Here is a 14,192-nt window from a genome sequence, read left to right on the forward strand (position 1 = left end):
CTCCTCGTCATCGGGATGACCCCATGGTCTCCGCGCGACCGCCCGGGGTCGATTACCCCGGAGGTCATGCCACCGCCCGGTCCCGTCCTCAGATCGTCGAGGCGTCGATCACGAACCGGTAGCGCACGTCGCTCTTCAGGACGCGCTCGTACGCCTCGTTGACCTGGTCCGCGCGGATGAGCTCGATCTCCGAGCCGAGCCCGTGCTCCGCGCAGAAGTCCAGCATCTCCTGCGTCTCGGCGATGCCGCCGATCATCGAACCGGCCAGCGTGCGGCGGGCGTTGATCAGCGAGAAGAGGTTGAGGGACACCGGCTCCTCGGGTGCGCCGACGTTCACCAGGGTGCCGTCCGTCTTGAGCAGGCCCAGGTAGGCGGAGAAGTCCAGCGGCACCGCGACCGTGGAGACGATCAGGTCGAAGGTGCCGGCCAGCTTCTCGAAGGTCTCCGGGTCGCTGGTGGCGTGGAAGTGGTCGGCGCCGAGCGTGAAGCCGTCCGTCTGCTTGCGCAGCGTCTGGCTGAGCACGGTCACCTCGGCGCCCAGCGCGTGCGCGATCTTCACGCCCATGTGGCCGAGGCCGCCGAGACCGACGATCGCCACCTTCTTGCCGGGGCCGGCCTTCCAGTGGACGAGCGGCGAGTAGAGGGTGATGCCCGCGCACAGCAGCGGCGCGGCGACGTCCAGCGGCAGGCTGTCGGGGATGCGGACGGTGTAGTTCTCGTCGACGACGATGTGGGTGGAGTAGCCGCCGTAGGTCGGCTCACCGTCCTTGCCGCGGCCGTTGTACGTGGGGGTCATGCCCTCGGTGCAGTACTGCTCCAGGCCCTGCCGGCAGAACGAGCAGGTGCGGCAGGAGTCCACGAAGCAGCCGACCCCGACCCGGTCGCCCACCGCGAACCTGGTCACGCCCGGACCGGTCTCGGTGACGACACCGGCTATCTCGTGGCCGGGCACCATCGGGAAGATGCCCTCGCCCCAGCCGTCGCGGGCCTGGTGGATGTCGGAGTGGCAGATGCCCGCGTACTTGATCTCGATCAGCACGTCGTGCTCGCCGACCGGCCGGCGGGGCACCGTGGTGCGCTCCAGCGGGGCGTTGGCTGCGGGGGCTGCGTAAGCGGCAACAGTGTTCATGCCGGTCTCTCCTCCTGGTGGGGTGTTCGTGAATGATCTTGCCCGGCCGGAATCGATCGGCCCAGCCCCCTGGCTTCCGTACGTCCGCTGGTCCTACTACTGGCGGGATCAGGCTCGACCGCACGGGAACGGGAATACTGGGGTGTCATGGACCAGCGCACCGAACTGAGTGAGTTCCTCCGCTCCCGACGGGCCCGGCTCAAGCCGCAGGACGTCGGCCTGCCGGACTTCGGCAGGGCGCGCCGGGTGCCGGGCCTGCGCCGGGAGGAGCTGGCCCAGCTGGCCGGGGTCTCCGTCGCGTACTACACCTCGATCGAGCAGGGGAAGGGCGCCAACGTCTCCCCGGAGGTGCTGGACGCCATCGCCCGCGCGCTGCGGCTGTCGGACGCCGAGCACGCGCATCTGACGCGGCTGGCGGGGCCGACGACGAAGAAGAAGCGCACGACCGCCTCCCGTCCCCAGCGGGTGCGGCCGGAGGTGCGGTACCTGCTCGACGCGATGGACGGCGTGCCCGCGTTCCTGCTGGGGCGGCGGCTCGACGTCCTCGGCTGGAACCGGATGGCCCGCGCGCTCCTGGGCGACTTCGCCGCGCTGCCGGACGAGGAGCGGAACATGGCGCGGCTGGTGTTCCTCGACCCCAACGCGCACGACCTGTACGTCGACTGGGAGTCGAAGGCCACCGAGGTGGTCAGCGTCCTGCGGCTGTGCGCGGGCTGCTACCCCGACGATCCGAAGCTGTCGGCGCTGGTGGGCGAGTTGTCGGTGAAGAGCGAGGAGTTCCGGGCGCTGTGGGCCGCGCACACGGTGCAGGAGAAGGGCCACGGGGTGAAGCGGCTGCACCATCCGCTGGTGGGTGAGCTGACGCTGTCGTACGAGACGCTGCGCCTCCCGGCCGACCAGGACCTGAGCCTGGTGACGTACACGGCGGAGCCGGGCTCGCCGTCGGCGGACGCGCTGCGGCTGCTGGCGAACTGGGGCGTGGACGAGGTCGCGCCGACGCGCTGAACCCACGCGTGCCGCTGACGACGAAGGCGGCGGCCCCCACGAGGGGGGCCGCCGCCTTTCGCCGTACGGGTGGGTCAGACGGCCGAGCCGGCCTTCCACTCCGCCCAGCCCATGTTCCAGCCGTTGAGGCCGTTGTCCGGAGCGATCGTCTTGTCCTTGGAGTTCTTGACGATCACCACGTCACCGACGAGGGAGTTGTCGAAGAACCAGGCGGCGGGCTGGCCCGGGTCACCGGCGCCCTTGACGTCGTTGAGGCCCACGCAGCCGTGGCTGGTGTTGACGCTGCCGAAGACGGAGTCGGCACCCCAGTAGTTGCCGTGGATGAAGGTGCCGGACGTGGACAGCCGCATGGCGTGCGGCACGTCCTTGATGTCGTACTCGCCCTTGCCGTCGTCGTCCGTGAAGCCGACCGTCGCGCCGTTCATCCGGGTCTCCTTGAACTTCTCGGAGATCACCATCTGCCCGTTGTAGGTCGGGTTCTCCGGGGAACCGGCCGAGATCGGGATGGTCTTGATCGTCTTGCCGTCGCGGACGACCGTCATGGTCTTCGTGGCGACGTCGACGGTCGAGACCTGGCTGCGGCCGATCTTGAAGGTGACGGTCTTCTGCTGGACGCCGTAGACGCCGTCGGCGCCCTCGACCCCGTCGAGGTTCAGCTTCAGCGTGACCGTGGAGCCCGCGGTCCAGTACTGCTCGGGCCGGAAGTCGATGCGCTGGGAGTTGAACCAGTGGCCGACGACCTGCTGGCCGCTGCTCGACGACACGGTGATGCCGGACTGGACGGCCTTCTTGTCCGTGATCGGCTTGTTGAAGGTGATCGAGACCGGCATGCCGGCGCCGACGGTGGACCCGTCCTCGGGCGTGAAGTTGCCGATGAAGCTGTTGTCCGGCGAGACGGTGGTGAAGGAGGAGTTCTCGTGGGCCTCGCGGCCCTCGGAGTCCTTCGCCGAGGCGGCGATCTTGTACGTGGTGGCCCGCTCCAGCTGCTCGCTGGGCTTCCAGCTCGTGCCGTCGGCGGACATCTCGCCCTTGACGCTCTTGCCGTCCTGCGTGGTCATGGTGACCTGGGTGAGCGTGCCCTCGCTCACGGTGACCTTGGCGTCGTCGTTGATGCCCGCGTTGTTCGCGCCGTTCTTCGGCGAGATCACTATTCGGGCCTTGGAGGCGTCCTTGGCCGCCGCCTCGTCGACCTGCGCCTGAGAGGACGAGCCGCCGGAGGTGCCGTTGCTCTTGGCCTCGCCGTCGTTGCAGGCCGTGAGCACCAGCACGCCACCGAGCAGGGCGGACGCGGCCATCAGGCCCTTGCGCCGCTTGCCGTCCGTCATCACACGCTTCTCCATCGTCGCCGAATCCCTGCCAACTGTTCCAACAACACCCATAACAACCCGTCCGGTTCCCAATCCACGAAGGATCCACGAAGTATGTGGGGAACACCACTGATCGACGCATGGCGGAACGGTTCCGGTTCCCAGCATGCAGGTGCGGGCCCCGGAGACGTGATCCGGGGCCCCTGAAACCGGCCACTCCCCCGGCGGACGACCGGGCGCCCCTTACACCCGTTCCCCCTCGTCGGCGCCCTCCTCGTCGCCTTCGTCGCCTTCGTCGTCCTCGTCGTCCTCGTCCAGATCCCACTCCTCCACCTCGGGGTCGTACTCGACCTGCTCGCTGGTCCAGGACGCCTGGAGGAGCTCGACCCCGGGCAGCTCGCCGAGGAGCGTGTCCGGGTCGACGAGGTACGCGAGAGCTTCCGCTTCGTCCTCGCGGACGGCCGCGCGGGCGTGCGTCAGCTCGTCCTCGGGCATGAATTCGTCGGCGTCGATACGGTCCAGGGCGGCGGCGGTGAGTTCCTCGGTGTCCCTGATTTCCAGCGTCAGTTCCACCCGAAGCCGCACATAACGTGATGTCTCAGAAGGGCTCATATGACGGAGCGTAAGCTGCCCTCCCCCGCGACTTTCCTGCGACCCGCTGTGTTCATTAGCATCGACGCACCCACCAATTCTCGGTTCCGCAAGGGGATCTGAATCTGTGTCCGTCGCACGTCGACCGCTGCTGACCGCCACCGCCGCCGGTACGCTGCTCTGCGCGCTGTGGTTCGTCCCTTCGGCCAACGCCACCGCTGAGGACCCGGTGGTTCGCGCACCGGAGGAGACCCGGACGAACGCCACGTCCACCGTGTCCACCCTGTCCACCGTGTCCACCGCGTCGCAGCCTCAGCCGCAGCAGCAGCGGCAGGAGCTGGCGCTCGCCGACACCGGCAGCGTGGACACCACCCCGTATCTGATCGGCGGCACGGCGTTCCTGACCCTCGGCGCGGGGCTCGTGGCCTTCGCGGTACGCCGAGGGGCGCACACCGCCCTCTGACGGCGCGCGCCCCTCCTCCTGCCCGTGTCCTCAGGCGAGCGGGCCGGTGACCCGCTCCACGGCCTCGAGGAGCCGTCCCTCGCGTACGAACGCGTCGGCGGCCTCCAGGTCGGGGGCGAGGAAACGATCCGGCCCGGGGCCCTGGACGCCTGCCGCGCGCAGCGCCTCGATGGCGGCGCGGGAGGCGGGCGCCGGGGTGAGGCCCTCGCGCAGTTCGATGGCGCGGGTCGCGGCGTACAGCTCGACGGCGATGATCCGGCCCAGGTTGCCGACGGCGGTGCGCAGCTTGCGGGCGGCGGACCAGCCCATGGAGACGTGGTCCTCCTGCATGGCGGAGGACGGGATGGAGTCGGCGGAGGCCGGGACGGCCAGCCGCTTCATCTCGCTGACCAGGGCGGCCTGGGTGTACTGCGCGATCATGAGGCCCGAGTCGACGCCGGCGTCGTCCGCGAGGAACGGCGGCAGGCCGTGCGAGCGGTTCTTGTCGAGCAGCCGGTCCGTGCGGCGCTCGGCGATGGAGCCGAGGTCGGCGGCGGCGATGGCGAGGAAGTCCAGGACGTACGCGACGGGCGCGCCGTGGAAGTTGCCGTTGGACTCGACGCGCCCGTCGGGCAGGACGACCGGGTTGTCCACGGCCGAGGCGAGCTCGCGCTCGGCGACGAGCCGGGCGTGGGCCATGGTGTCGCGGCCCGCGCCGGCGACCTGGGGCGCGCAGCGCACGGAGTACGCGTCCTGGACGCGCGGGGCCTCGTCCTGCTGGAAGTGGCCGGTGAGGCCGGAGCCCTTCAGGACGGCGAGCATGTTCGCGGCGGCGGCGCCCTGGCCGGGGTGCGGGCGGATGGCGTGCAGCTCGGGCGCGAGGACCTTCTCCGTGCCGAGCAGCGCCTCCAGCGAGAGCGCGGCGGTGATGTCGGCGGACTTGTAGAGCTTGTCCAGGTCGTCGAGGGCCATGATCAGCATGCCGAGCATGCCGTCGGTGCCGTTGAGGAGGGCGAGGCCCTCCTTCTCGCGCAGCTCGACGGGCGCGATGCCGTGCGCGGCGAGCAGCTCGCCCGCGGGGCGGACCACACCGTCGGGGCCCTCGGCGTCGCCCTCTCCCATGAGGGTGAGCGCGCAGTGGCTGAGCGGGGCCAGGTCGCCGGAGCAGCCGAGGGAGCCGTACTCGTGCACGACGGGGGTGATCCCGGCGTTGAGGACGTCCGCCATGGTCTGCGCGACCTCGGGCCGGACGCCGGTGTGGCCGGAGGCGACGGTCTTCAGTCGCAGGAACATCAGCGCGCGTACGACCTCGCGCTCGACGGGCGCGCCCATGCCGGCGGCGTGCGACCGCACGATGTTGCGCTGGAGCTGGGCGCGCAGCTCGGGGCTGATGTGCCGGGTGGCGAGGGCGCCGAAGCCGGTCGACACGCCGTAGACGGGCTCGGGCTTGGCGGCGAGGGCATCGACGATCTCACGGGCCTTGGCCAGTGCGTCGAGGGCCTCCTGCGACAGCTCGACGCGTGCGTTGCCGCGGGCCACGGCGATGACGTCCTGGGCGGTGGTTCCGGACGTCCCCACCACGACTGTGTGCATATCCATATTCAGCAGCGTACGGACTGAATCCCAACGTGTCACTACCCCGCCTTTCCAGCACCCCTTACAGATCCGCGGGCGGCGCGTCGCGGAAGCTGCGCCGGTCGCGGGCGGCCGCGGGCGGGTGGTCCGCGAGCTCGATCACCGCGCCGTCGCGCCCCGCCACCACCGGCTTCAGTGAGCGCGCCGCCTTCGCGCGGTACTGCGCCGCGTCCGCCAGCCGGAACAGCCGCCGCGCCGAGCGCACCTCGCCGATCGGGTCGCCCGTCGAGGCCACGCCGCACGCCACGCCCTCGCCGAGCTCCAGCTCCCCGGCCCGTACGCACAGCTCGTCCGCGGCCGCGACCACCTCGTCCGCACCCGGGCCCACCGAGACCAGGCAGAACTCGTCGCCGCCCAGGCGTGCGGCCAGCGCGCCCGGCAGCATCGCCCCGCAGTACGACAGCACCGAGCCGAACCGTTCCAGCAGCCGGTCGCCGACCGCGTGGCCGTGCGTGTCGTTGACGCGTTTGAGGCCGTTGAGGTCGCACACCACCAGCGAGACCACCGACCCGTCGGCGAGGGAGCGCTCCACCGCCTCGTCGAGTCTCATGTCGACCGCCCGCCGGTTGGCCAGCCCCGTCAGCGGGTCGGTGAAGGCCAGCTTGCGGACCTCCTCCAGCCGCTCGGTCTGGGCGATCCCGGCCGCCACGACCGACGCCAGTACGGTGGCGAACTTGGCGTCCTCCGGGCCGAAGACCGGCGCCCCGACCGGCCGGGCCACGTACAGCTCGCCCCACGCGCGCCCGTGCAGCACGATCGGCGCGACGACGCAGCAGCCGCGGCCCCGCCTGCGCAGAGCCGCCACCCTGCCCCGTACCGCCTCGTGGACGGGAGGTGACCCCAGTCCGGAGTACCCGTGCGCGTCCGCGTGCGGGCCCTCGGCCGTCTCGACCCAGGCGTTCGGCTCCCCGCCGCCGGCCCAGCGCTCGTGCAGGAACTCGGTGATCTCGGAGAACTGGTACACCGGGTACGTCTCCGCGTCCGGGAACTCCTCCTCGCCCTGGACCCGGTCCCCGGCGTTCACCAGGACGCGCAGCCGGCCCAGGTCCCGTTCCCACGTCGACAGCGCGGCGAACGTGCCGCCGAGCGCGTCGCGCGCGCCCAGTGCCGCCGCCCGCCACGATTCGCGCGGGGTGTGCGCCGACGCCATCGACTGCGCCAGCGCCACTACGGCCCGTAGCCGGACATCCTCACCCATTCCTCAAGCTTAGGGACGCCCCAGAACTTTTCACTCCCGGGCCCGGCGACCGGCCATCACTCACCGGGCCACCGCGGCGTGCGCTTCTCGTTGAAGGCCGCGACACCCTCCGCCCGGTCCCCCGAGAAGGCCACCGACCGCCAGGCCGCGTCCTCGACCTCCAGGCCCGCCCGCAGGTCGAGCCCCTGCCCGAGCCGCAGGGCACGCTTGGCGGCGCGCAGGCCGACCGGGGAGTTGGCGGCGATCCTCGCGGCCAGCTCCAGCGCTTCCGTGCGCGCGTCCTCCGCGATCAGGTCCACCAGCCCCTGCCGCTCGGCTTCGTCCGCCTTCAGGCGCTCCGCCGTGTAGATCAGCCTGGCCGCCCGCGCGGCCCCCACCCGGCGCGGCAGCAGCTGCGTACCGCCGCCGCCGGGGATCACGCCCACCGACACCTCGGGCAGCCCGATGACCGCCGTCCCGTCGGCCACGATGAGGTCGCAGGCGAGCGCCAGCTCGTATCCGCCGCCGAGCGCGAAGCCGTGCACGGCCGCGATGGCGGGCATCGGCAGCTCCAGCACGCCGGTGTACGCGGCGCGCGCGACCGGGCGCTGGCGCACCAGCTCGGCGTCCGTGAAGGAGTTGCGCTCCTTGAGGTCGGCGCCGACACAGAAGGCCTTCTCGCTGGAGGAGGTCAGCACGGTGACGCGGACCGACGGGTCGGCGGCCAGCGCGTCGCACGCCGCGCCGATGGAGCGGGCCATCTCCGACGAGACGGCGTTCATGGCCTTGGGCCGGTCGAGGACCAGTTCCGCCACGTACTCATGGCGGCGTACCGCGACGAACTCCCCGAAGCGCTCCTCGGACATACTGACACCCTCCCGGTTAACGAGCGTTAGCGACGCTACCCCGGGATCTTAGGCTCCCGCCGCGTCAGCAGCCAGGGTTCGATCACACCGAGCCCGCGCACGGGCCGCTGCCACATCGGCTGGAGCGCGAAGCGGTACGACGGGGGTGCCTCGCCGTCCTTCTCGGCGCGCGCGATCTCCTCGGCGACCTGCGCCTCCGACACGGGCGCCTCGCCCGTCCGCGACAGCTCCTCCGCCAGCGCCCCGTCGACCAGGACCGCGTCCTTGGGCGCTATCGAGGTGAGCCGGCTGGCGAGGTTCACCGTCGTACCGAAGACGTCGCCCATCCGGGTCGTCACCGTGCCGAAGGCGATGCCCACCCGCAGCGCGGGCATGGTCTCGTCGTGCGCGAGGGTCTCGATGAGCCGCACCCCGATCTCGGCGGCCGTACCGGCGTCGTCCGCCGCGTAGAGCACCTCGTCCCCGAGCGTCTTGATCAGCCGCCCGCCGTGCGCCGCCACCAGGTCGGCGCAGGTCGTCTCGAAGGCCTCGACCAGCTCGCCGAGCTCCTCCTCCTCCAGCCGCCGCGTCAGCCGCGTGAAGCCGACGAGGTCCGCGAAGCCGACCGCCAGGCGCCGGTCGACCATCTCCTCGTCGTCGGCGGCCTGGACGACGCGCCCGGTCGCCGCCGCGAGCTGCCGCCGCCACACGTACACCAGGAACTCCTGGAGCTCCGGCAGCAACAGCTCGACCAGCGGATACGTCACTTCGGTGCGCGTCATGCCCGGTTCGGGCGGCTCGGTGAGGCCCTCCAGGAAGGAGTCGATCTGCCACTCGGCGAGCCGCGCCGTGGTCTGCCCGGTGGACCGGGCGACCTGCACCGCCATGGGCTCGCTCAGCAGCCCCGCCTCGACCAGACCGGCCAGCCGCCGCAGCGCCAGGACGTCCGCCTCCGTCAGCGCCTTGGCCTGGCCGATGTCGGCGAAGCCCATGGCCCGCCAGAAACGGGACGCCAGGTCCATGGAGACACCGGCGGTGCGGGCCGCCTGGAAGGGGGTGTAGCGGCGGTCGGCGCCGAGGATCAGCTGCTCCAGGCGGATGGCGAGCGGGTCGTCGGTCGGCTCGGCCGTGTGGTCGACGACGTGGTGGGGGGTCGGGTACTCGGCTCCGCCGGAGCCGGCCCCCGGCCCGGACCGTGGTCCGGAGCCCGGCTCGGACGCGCCTCCGGGTCCGCCTCCCGACCCGCCTCCGGGCCCGCTTCCGGGTCCACCACCGGACCCGTCTCCCGACCCGGCTCCGGACCTGCGCGAATTCGCGTCGTCGACGGTCACCGGCCGCCTCCTGCCCGTTCCCTGCGCACTGCCCTGCCGATCTGTCGCTGGATCGCCTCAACGATACGGCAGGTGTGCCGTGGCTCACGTCCCCTCGCGGGAGCGTCTTGGGGGCGTCGTGGGAGCGCGTTCAGTCCGCCGGGCGCAGATGGACGATGTCGCCCGCGCCCACGGCCTCCCGTCCGCCACCGTCCGCCCGCTCCACGACGAGCCGTCCGCCTCCGTCGATCGCGACCGCCTCGCCGGTCAGCGTCCGGTCGCCGGGCAGCTCCGCGCGGACCGCGCGGCCGAGGGTCGCGCAGCCCGCGGCGTACGCCTCCTGGAGCCCGCAGGCCGCCGGGTCGCCGTCGACGGCCGTCCACCGCCCGTACCAGAGCTCCAGGGAGCGCAGGACGGCGCGCAGCAGCGGGTCGCGGTCGGTGGAGACGGCGTCGGCGAGGGCGAGGGAGCCGGCCGTCGGGACGGGCAGCTCGTCGGCGCGCAGCGTGACGTTGAGGCCGAGTCCGACGACGATCGCGTCGTCCGCCGGGCCCGCGGCGCCGCCGGCCCGCTCGGCGAGGATGCCGCCGGCCTTGCGCTCCTCCTTCACCCCGTCCTCGCGCCGCACCTTCACCAGCAGGTCGTTGGGCCACTTCAGCGACATGTCGACGCCCGCCGCGCGGGCCAGGCCGGTGGCGGCGGCCACGCCGGTCAGCAGCGGCAGCCAGGCCAGCCGCTCGGCGGGCACTCGCGGCCGGAGCAGCACGGAGAAGAAGAGGCCCGAGCGCGCGGGCGCGGACCAGACTCGGTCGAGCCGCCCGCGCCCGGAGGTCTGTTCCTCGGCGACGAGCACGGCGCCCTCGGACAGCTCCGCGGCCCGGGCCGCCAGGTCGGAGTTGGTGGAGCCGGTGGCGGCCACGACGTCGAGCGAGGTCCACAGCCCGCCGGGCACGAGGAGCGCGCGCCGCAGCGCGGTGGCGTTCAGGGGCGGCCGTTCGAGATCCGACCACGGGCTTGCTGGACCATGTGAAGACGTCATGCAAGCCAGCGTAGGTGTGGCAAACACCGCACTGCCGAACGGTATCGCCGCCGATACGCTACGGATCAGTAGCCAACGAACCCGTGACCAGTCAGGGAGCCGCATCCCGATGTCCGAGCCGGCCCAGAAGATCGACATCCATACGACCGCGGGCAAGCTCGCGGATCTCCAGCGCCGTATCCACGAGGCCACCCACGCGGGCTCCGAACGCGCCGTGGAGAAGCAGCACGCGAAGGGCAAGCTGACGGCCCGCGAGCGGATCGCCCTGCTGCTGGACGAGGGCTCGTTCGTGGAGTTGGACGAGTTCGCCCGGCACCGTTCCACCAACTTCGGCCTGGAGAAGAACCGCCCGTACGGCGACGGTGTCGTCACCGGGTACGGCACGGTCGACGGCCGGCCGGTGGCGGTCTTCTCGCAGGACTTCACGGTGTTCGGCGGTGCGCTGGGCGAGGTGTTCGGGCAGAAGATCATCAAGGTGATGGACTTCGCCCTGAAGACCGGCTGCCCGGTCATCGGCATCAACGACTCCGGCGGCGCCCGCATCCAGGAGGGCGTCATGGCCCTCGGCATGTACGGCGAGATCTTCCGCCGCAACACCCACGCCTCCGGTGTCATCCCGCAGATCAGCCTGGTCGTGGGCCCCTGCGCGGGCGGCGCGGTGTACTCCCCCGCGATCACCGACTTCACGGTGATGGTGGACCAGACCTCGCACATGTTCATCACCGGCCCGGACGTCATCAAGACGGTGACGGGCGAGGACGTCGGCTTCGAGGAGCTGGGCGGCGCCCGGACCCACAACACCACCTCGGGCGTGGCGCACCACATGGCGGGGGACGAGAAGGACGCCATCGAGTACGTCAAGTCCCTGCTCTCCTACCTCCCTTCGAACAACCTCTCCGAGCCGCCCGCCTTCCCGGAGGAGGCGGACCTGGAGCCGACGGACGAGGACCGGGAGCTCGACGTCCTCATCCCGGACAGCGCCAACCAGCCGTACGACATGCACACGGTGATCGAGCACGTCCTGGACGAGGGCGAGTTCCTGGAGACGCAGGCGATGTTCGCGCCGAACATCATCACCGGCTTCGGGCGTGTCGAGGGCTATCCGGTCGGCATCGTCGCCAACCAGCCGATGCAGTTCGCCGGCTGCCTCGACATCGACGCGAGCGAGAAGGCCGCGCGGTTCGTCCGCACCTGCGACGCGTTCAACGTCCCGGTGCTGACCTTCGTCGACGTGCCGGGCTTCCTGCCGGGCGTCGGCCAGGAGCACGAGGGCATCATCCGGCGCGGCGCCAAGCTGATCTACGCGTACGCCGAGGCGACCGTGCCGCTGATCACGGTCATCACGCGCAAGGCGTTCGGCGGCGCGTACGACGTCATGGGCTCCAAGCACCTGGGCGCCGATCTGAACCTGGCGTGGCCGACGGCGCAGATCGCGGTGATGGGCGCGCAGGGCGCGGTCAACATCCTGCACCGGCGCGCCATCGAGGAGGCGAAGGACGAAGACGAGGCGGCGGTGACGCGGGCGCGCCTGATCCAGGAGTACGAGGACGCCCTGCTCAACCCGTACACGGCGGCCGAGCGCGGCTACGTCGACGCCGTCGTCATGCCGTCGGAGACGCGCGCGCAGATCGTGCGCGGGCTGCGTCAGCTGCGTACGAAGCGGGAAAACCTGCCTCCGAAGAAGCACGGCAACATCCCCCTGTAAGGAGCCCCCATGATCAAGGTGCTGCGGGGCAACCCGACGCCGGAGGAGCTGGCCGCCGCACTGGCGGTGGTCCGGGCGCGCGCCGCCGCGACGGCCTCGGCGGCCTCCGGCGGCGCGGCACGCGTCCCCGAGGACTGGTCGGACCCGGCCAGGATCGCCCGTACGGCGCGCCCGCGCCCCGGGCCGCGCTCGTGGGCGCGCTCCTACTGGCCGACGTAGTTCCCAAGGAGGGTGGCGCTTGAGTACGCGTACTCAGGCGCCACCGGGCCGGTCGGCCTCAGGATCGAAGGCATGCTGTGGTCCGACCCGAAGAACGAACCCCCCCAAGAGATGCGCGACATGCAGGTCATGCTGCGCCGCGCGGGGATCCTGCTGGCGCTGGCGATGGTGCTGGGCATGCTCGTCGTCGGGCTGCACTGATCCCGTCGTCGGCCTGCACTGATCCGCCGTCCGGTGATCCGTTCCGTACCATGACGGCCATGACTGCTCAGCGCCGCCTGGTCCTCGCGTCCGCGTCCCCCGCCCGCCTCGGCCTGCTGCGGCAGGCCGGACTCGCCCCCGAGGTGATCGTCAGCGGCGTCGACGAGGACAAGGTCACCGCCCCGACGCCGGCCGAGCTCGCCCTCTCCCTCGCCGAGGCCAAGGCGGCTCACGTCGCCGCCCGCCCCGAGGTGAGCGGCGCGCTCGTCATCGGCTGCGACTCCGTCCTGGAGCTGGACAAGCAGGCCCTCGGCAAGCCGGCCGACGCCGAGGAGGCCACCGCCCGCTGGAAGGCGATGCGCGGCCGTGTCGGTGTCCTCCAGACGGGCCACTGCGTCTACGACACGGCGGCCAAGCGGTACGCGTCCGCGACCGGCTCGACGCTGGTCCGCTTCGGCGAGCCGACGGACGAGGAGATCGCGGCGTACGTCGCCAGCGGCGAGCCGCTCCACGTGGCGGGCGCCTTCACGCTCGACGGGCGCTCGGCCCCCTTCATCGACGGCATCGACGGCGACCCGGGCAACGTCATCGGGCTGTCCCTGCCGCTGCTGCGCCGTCTGCTGCGGCAGCTGGGCGTCGAGATCACCGATCTGTGGACGGGGCGTTCCTGACGGTGCGGCGCGCGTGCCGGGGCGGGGCTCAGGCGGGAGCCGCGTCGGGCTCCGCGGCCCCGGGGCCGTAGAGGACCAGCGACGCCACGACCAGCGCCAGCATCGCCATCATGAGGGCGAACGCGCCCCAGCCCACCAGGGCGGCCGTCACGGCGCCGAGCACGCCGTGGGTGATCGCGCAGGAGATCAGCAGGAGGCGCACCGCGCGGCCGGGCGCGCGGTCGCGCACGGCCAGGACCAGCAGCAGGACCCCGCACAGGGCCAGGAACGCGGCGAGGACGCCGCCCATGGCCCAGGTCCCGGCGATCATGGCGTCCGGGTCCAGGCCCGCCAGGGACATCCGCTGGCCGCCGAGGACCGCGGTCAGCGCGACGTGGACCAGCAGGACGCCCGCCGCCTCGGCGAGCAGGGCGACGCCGGCCGCCAGGGCTATCGGTCTTCGGGTCACCACGGGCCCCCTGACTGTTACCAGCAGTACGGATGACGACGCGAACGCTACTGACTGGTAAACCTTTGGACAAGGGTCTCGACACGACCGCAAAGAATCATTCGCCCATTCGTAGGGAGTCCACAAAGAAACCGGACAGCGCGCTGGCCGCCAGGACAGAGACCTTGACCACACCCCAGGGTTACTGTGCCGTGAAGGTGCCCTGCGTAACGTGGTGCGACAAGGGATTTCACCCCCTGGATACGCCTCGGATCACGCTCCGTGTGGGCAAGCTCACTAGTGGGGACGGGTCGAAAGGCCGTGTCGGTAGTCCCTAAACTCAGCTTGTTTCAAGGAGGGAGCCATCGTGCGCAAGGTGCTCATCGCCAACCGTGGCGAAATCGCTGTCCGTGTCGCCCGTGCCTGCCGGGATGCCGGGATCGCGAGCGTAGCCGTCTACGCCGATCCGGACCGGGACGCTCTGCACGT

General features: G+C 71.6%; 16 protein-coding genes. 7 read left to right on the top strand and 9 right to left on the bottom strand.

Annotation, left to right across the window (positions count from 1 at the left end; genetic code table 11):
- Window positions 1-88: 88 nt before the first annotated feature.
- On the bottom strand, window positions 89-1,129 hold the full coding sequence (locus AB0A69_RS28305) for an NAD(P)-dependent alcohol dehydrogenase (protein ID WP_361427934.1): 1,041 nt from the start codon (window positions 1,127-1,129) through the stop codon (window positions 89-91).
- Window positions 1,130-1,276: 147 nt separating this feature from the next.
- Here AB0A69_RS28305 and AB0A69_RS28310 point away from each other — a divergent pair, with 147 nt between their 5' ends.
- Entirely contained in the window at window positions 1,277-2,134 is an 858-nt protein-coding gene (locus tag AB0A69_RS28310; protein WP_361427936.1) for a helix-turn-helix transcriptional regulator, read from the top strand.
- A gap of 74 nt (window positions 2,135-2,208) precedes the next feature.
- On the opposite strand, the gene AB0A69_RS28315 is transcribed toward AB0A69_RS28310, so the two are convergent.
- Together AB0A69_RS28315 and AB0A69_RS28320 are read right to left on the bottom strand one after the other, a co-directional pair.
- A complete protein-coding gene (locus tag AB0A69_RS28315; RefSeq protein ID WP_361427938.1) occupies window positions 2,209-3,474 on the bottom strand; it encodes an Ig-like domain-containing protein in 1,266 nt (421 codons plus the stop codon).
- 210 nt (window positions 3,475-3,684) lie between these two features.
- Window positions 3,685-4,053 carry a hypothetical protein gene (locus tag AB0A69_RS28320; protein ID WP_361427940.1) on the bottom strand — a complete coding sequence of 123 codons (369 nt, stop codon included), beginning with the start codon at window positions 4,051-4,053 and terminating at the stop codon, window positions 3,685-3,687.
- Window positions 4,054-4,159: 106 nt separating this feature from the next.
- Here AB0A69_RS28320 and AB0A69_RS28325 point away from each other — a divergent pair, with 106 nt between their 5' ends.
- Window positions 4,160-4,495: a hypothetical protein gene (locus tag AB0A69_RS28325; protein WP_361427942.1), complete on the top strand. Its 336-nt coding sequence runs from the start codon at window positions 4,160-4,162 to the stop codon at window positions 4,493-4,495.
- A 30-nt stretch (window positions 4,496-4,525) separates the two neighbouring features.
- Here the strand turns inward: AB0A69_RS28325 and hutH are convergent, their stop codons facing one another.
- The 5 genes from hutH to AB0A69_RS28350 all read right to left on the bottom strand — a co-directional run bounded on the left by hutH (window position 4,526) and on the right by AB0A69_RS28350 (window position 10,480).
- The gene (hutH, locus tag AB0A69_RS28330; RefSeq protein ID WP_361427965.1) at window positions 4,526-6,067 is read right to left on the bottom strand and encodes a histidine ammonia-lyase; all 1,542 of its coding nucleotides are present in this window, start codon (window positions 6,065-6,067) and stop codon (window positions 4,526-4,528) included.
- A 64-nt stretch (window positions 6,068-6,131) separates the two neighbouring features.
- Window positions 6,132-7,307, bottom strand: coding sequence for a diguanylate cyclase (locus AB0A69_RS28335; RefSeq protein WP_361427944.1), 1,176 nt, complete (start codon window positions 7,305-7,307; stop codon window positions 6,132-6,134).
- Window positions 7,308-7,363: 56 nt separating this feature from the next.
- Window positions 7,364-8,152, bottom strand: a complete 789-nt coding sequence (locus AB0A69_RS28340) for an enoyl-CoA hydratase-related protein (RefSeq protein ID WP_361427946.1) — start codon at window positions 8,150-8,152, stop codon at window positions 7,364-7,366.
- 35 nt (window positions 8,153-8,187) lie between these two features.
- On the bottom strand, window positions 8,188-9,462 hold the full coding sequence (locus AB0A69_RS28345) for an adenylate/guanylate cyclase domain-containing protein (RefSeq protein ID WP_361427948.1): 1,275 nt from the start codon (window positions 9,460-9,462) through the stop codon (window positions 8,188-8,190).
- Between the two features lie 130 nt (window positions 9,463-9,592).
- On the bottom strand, window positions 9,593-10,480 hold the full coding sequence (locus AB0A69_RS28350) for a biotin--[acetyl-CoA-carboxylase] ligase (protein ID WP_361427950.1): 888 nt from the start codon (window positions 10,478-10,480) through the stop codon (window positions 9,593-9,595).
- 109 nt (window positions 10,481-10,589) lie between these two features.
- Here AB0A69_RS28350 and AB0A69_RS28355 point away from each other — a divergent pair, with 109 nt between their 5' ends.
- The 4 genes from AB0A69_RS28355 to AB0A69_RS28370 all read left to right on the top strand — a co-directional run bounded on the left by AB0A69_RS28355 (window position 10,590) and on the right by AB0A69_RS28370 (window position 13,276).
- Window positions 10,590-12,185, top strand: coding sequence for an acyl-CoA carboxylase subunit beta (locus AB0A69_RS28355; RefSeq protein ID WP_361427952.1), 1,596 nt, complete (start codon window positions 10,590-10,592; stop codon window positions 12,183-12,185).
- Between the two features lie 9 nt (window positions 12,186-12,194).
- Complete coding sequence (locus AB0A69_RS28360) at window positions 12,195-12,404, top strand: acyl-CoA carboxylase epsilon subunit (protein WP_361427953.1); 210 nt, start codon at window positions 12,195-12,197, stop codon at window positions 12,402-12,404.
- A 72-nt stretch (window positions 12,405-12,476) separates the two neighbouring features.
- Window positions 12,477-12,605 carry a hypothetical protein gene (locus AB0A69_RS28365; RefSeq protein ID WP_361427955.1) on the top strand — a complete coding sequence of 43 codons (129 nt, stop codon included), beginning with the start codon at window positions 12,477-12,479 and terminating at the stop codon, window positions 12,603-12,605.
- Between the two features lie 59 nt (window positions 12,606-12,664).
- Entirely contained in the window at window positions 12,665-13,276 is a 612-nt protein-coding gene (locus AB0A69_RS28370; protein WP_361427957.1) for a nucleoside triphosphate pyrophosphatase, read from the top strand.
- 28 nt (window positions 13,277-13,304) lie between these two features.
- On the opposite strand, the gene AB0A69_RS28375 is transcribed toward AB0A69_RS28370, so the two are convergent.
- Complete coding sequence (locus tag AB0A69_RS28375) at window positions 13,305-13,724, bottom strand: hypothetical protein (RefSeq protein ID WP_361427959.1); 420 nt, start codon at window positions 13,722-13,724, stop codon at window positions 13,305-13,307.
- 346 nt (window positions 13,725-14,070) lie between these two features.
- Between AB0A69_RS28375 and AB0A69_RS28380 the strand changes: the two genes are divergently transcribed.
- Window positions 14,071-14,192 (top strand): biotin carboxylase N-terminal domain-containing protein (locus tag AB0A69_RS28380; RefSeq protein WP_146166841.1); only part of this gene is annotated, 122 nt, incomplete at its 3' end.

It is taken from the genome of Streptomyces sp. NPDC045431, assembly GCF_040646655.1.
Taxonomy (GTDB): domain Bacteria; phylum Actinomycetota; class Actinomycetes; order Streptomycetales; family Streptomycetaceae; genus Streptomyces.

Coding starts and splice junctions, on each gene's coding strand:
- AB0A69_RS28320 (WP_361427940.1), bottom strand. CDS start 4,053: ATGAGCCCTTCTGAGACATCACGTTATGTGCGGCTTCGGGTGGAACTG.
- AB0A69_RS28310 (WP_361427936.1), top strand. CDS start 1,277: ATGGACCAGCGCACCGAACTGAGTGAGTTCCTCCGCTCCCGACGGGCC.
- AB0A69_RS28305 (WP_361427934.1), bottom strand. CDS start 1,129: ATGAACACTGTTGCCGCTTACGCAGCCCCCGCAGCCAACGCCCCGCTG.
- AB0A69_RS28315 (WP_361427938.1), bottom strand. CDS start 3,474: ATGGAGAAGCGTGTGATGACGGACGGCAAGCGGCGCAAGGGCCTGATG.
- AB0A69_RS28350 (WP_361427950.1), bottom strand. CDS start 10,480: ATGACGTCTTCACATGGTCCAGCAAGCCCGTGGTCGGATCTCGAACGG.
- hutH (WP_361427965.1), bottom strand. CDS start 6,067: ATGCACACAGTCGTGGTGGGGACGTCCGGAACCACCGCCCAGGACGTC.
- AB0A69_RS28355 (WP_361427952.1), top strand. CDS start 10,590: ATGTCCGAGCCGGCCCAGAAGATCGACATCCATACGACCGCGGGCAAG.
- AB0A69_RS28365 (WP_361427955.1), top strand. CDS start 12,477: ATGCTGTGGTCCGACCCGAAGAACGAACCCCCCCAAGAGATGCGCGAC.
- AB0A69_RS28360 (WP_361427953.1), top strand. CDS start 12,195: ATGATCAAGGTGCTGCGGGGCAACCCGACGCCGGAGGAGCTGGCCGCC.
- AB0A69_RS28340 (WP_361427946.1), bottom strand. CDS start 8,152: ATGTCCGAGGAGCGCTTCGGGGAGTTCGTCGCGGTACGCCGCCATGAG.
- AB0A69_RS28370 (WP_361427957.1), top strand. CDS start 12,665: ATGACTGCTCAGCGCCGCCTGGTCCTCGCGTCCGCGTCCCCCGCCCGC.
- AB0A69_RS28335 (WP_361427944.1), bottom strand. CDS start 7,307: ATGGGTGAGGATGTCCGGCTACGGGCCGTAGTGGCGCTGGCGCAGTCG.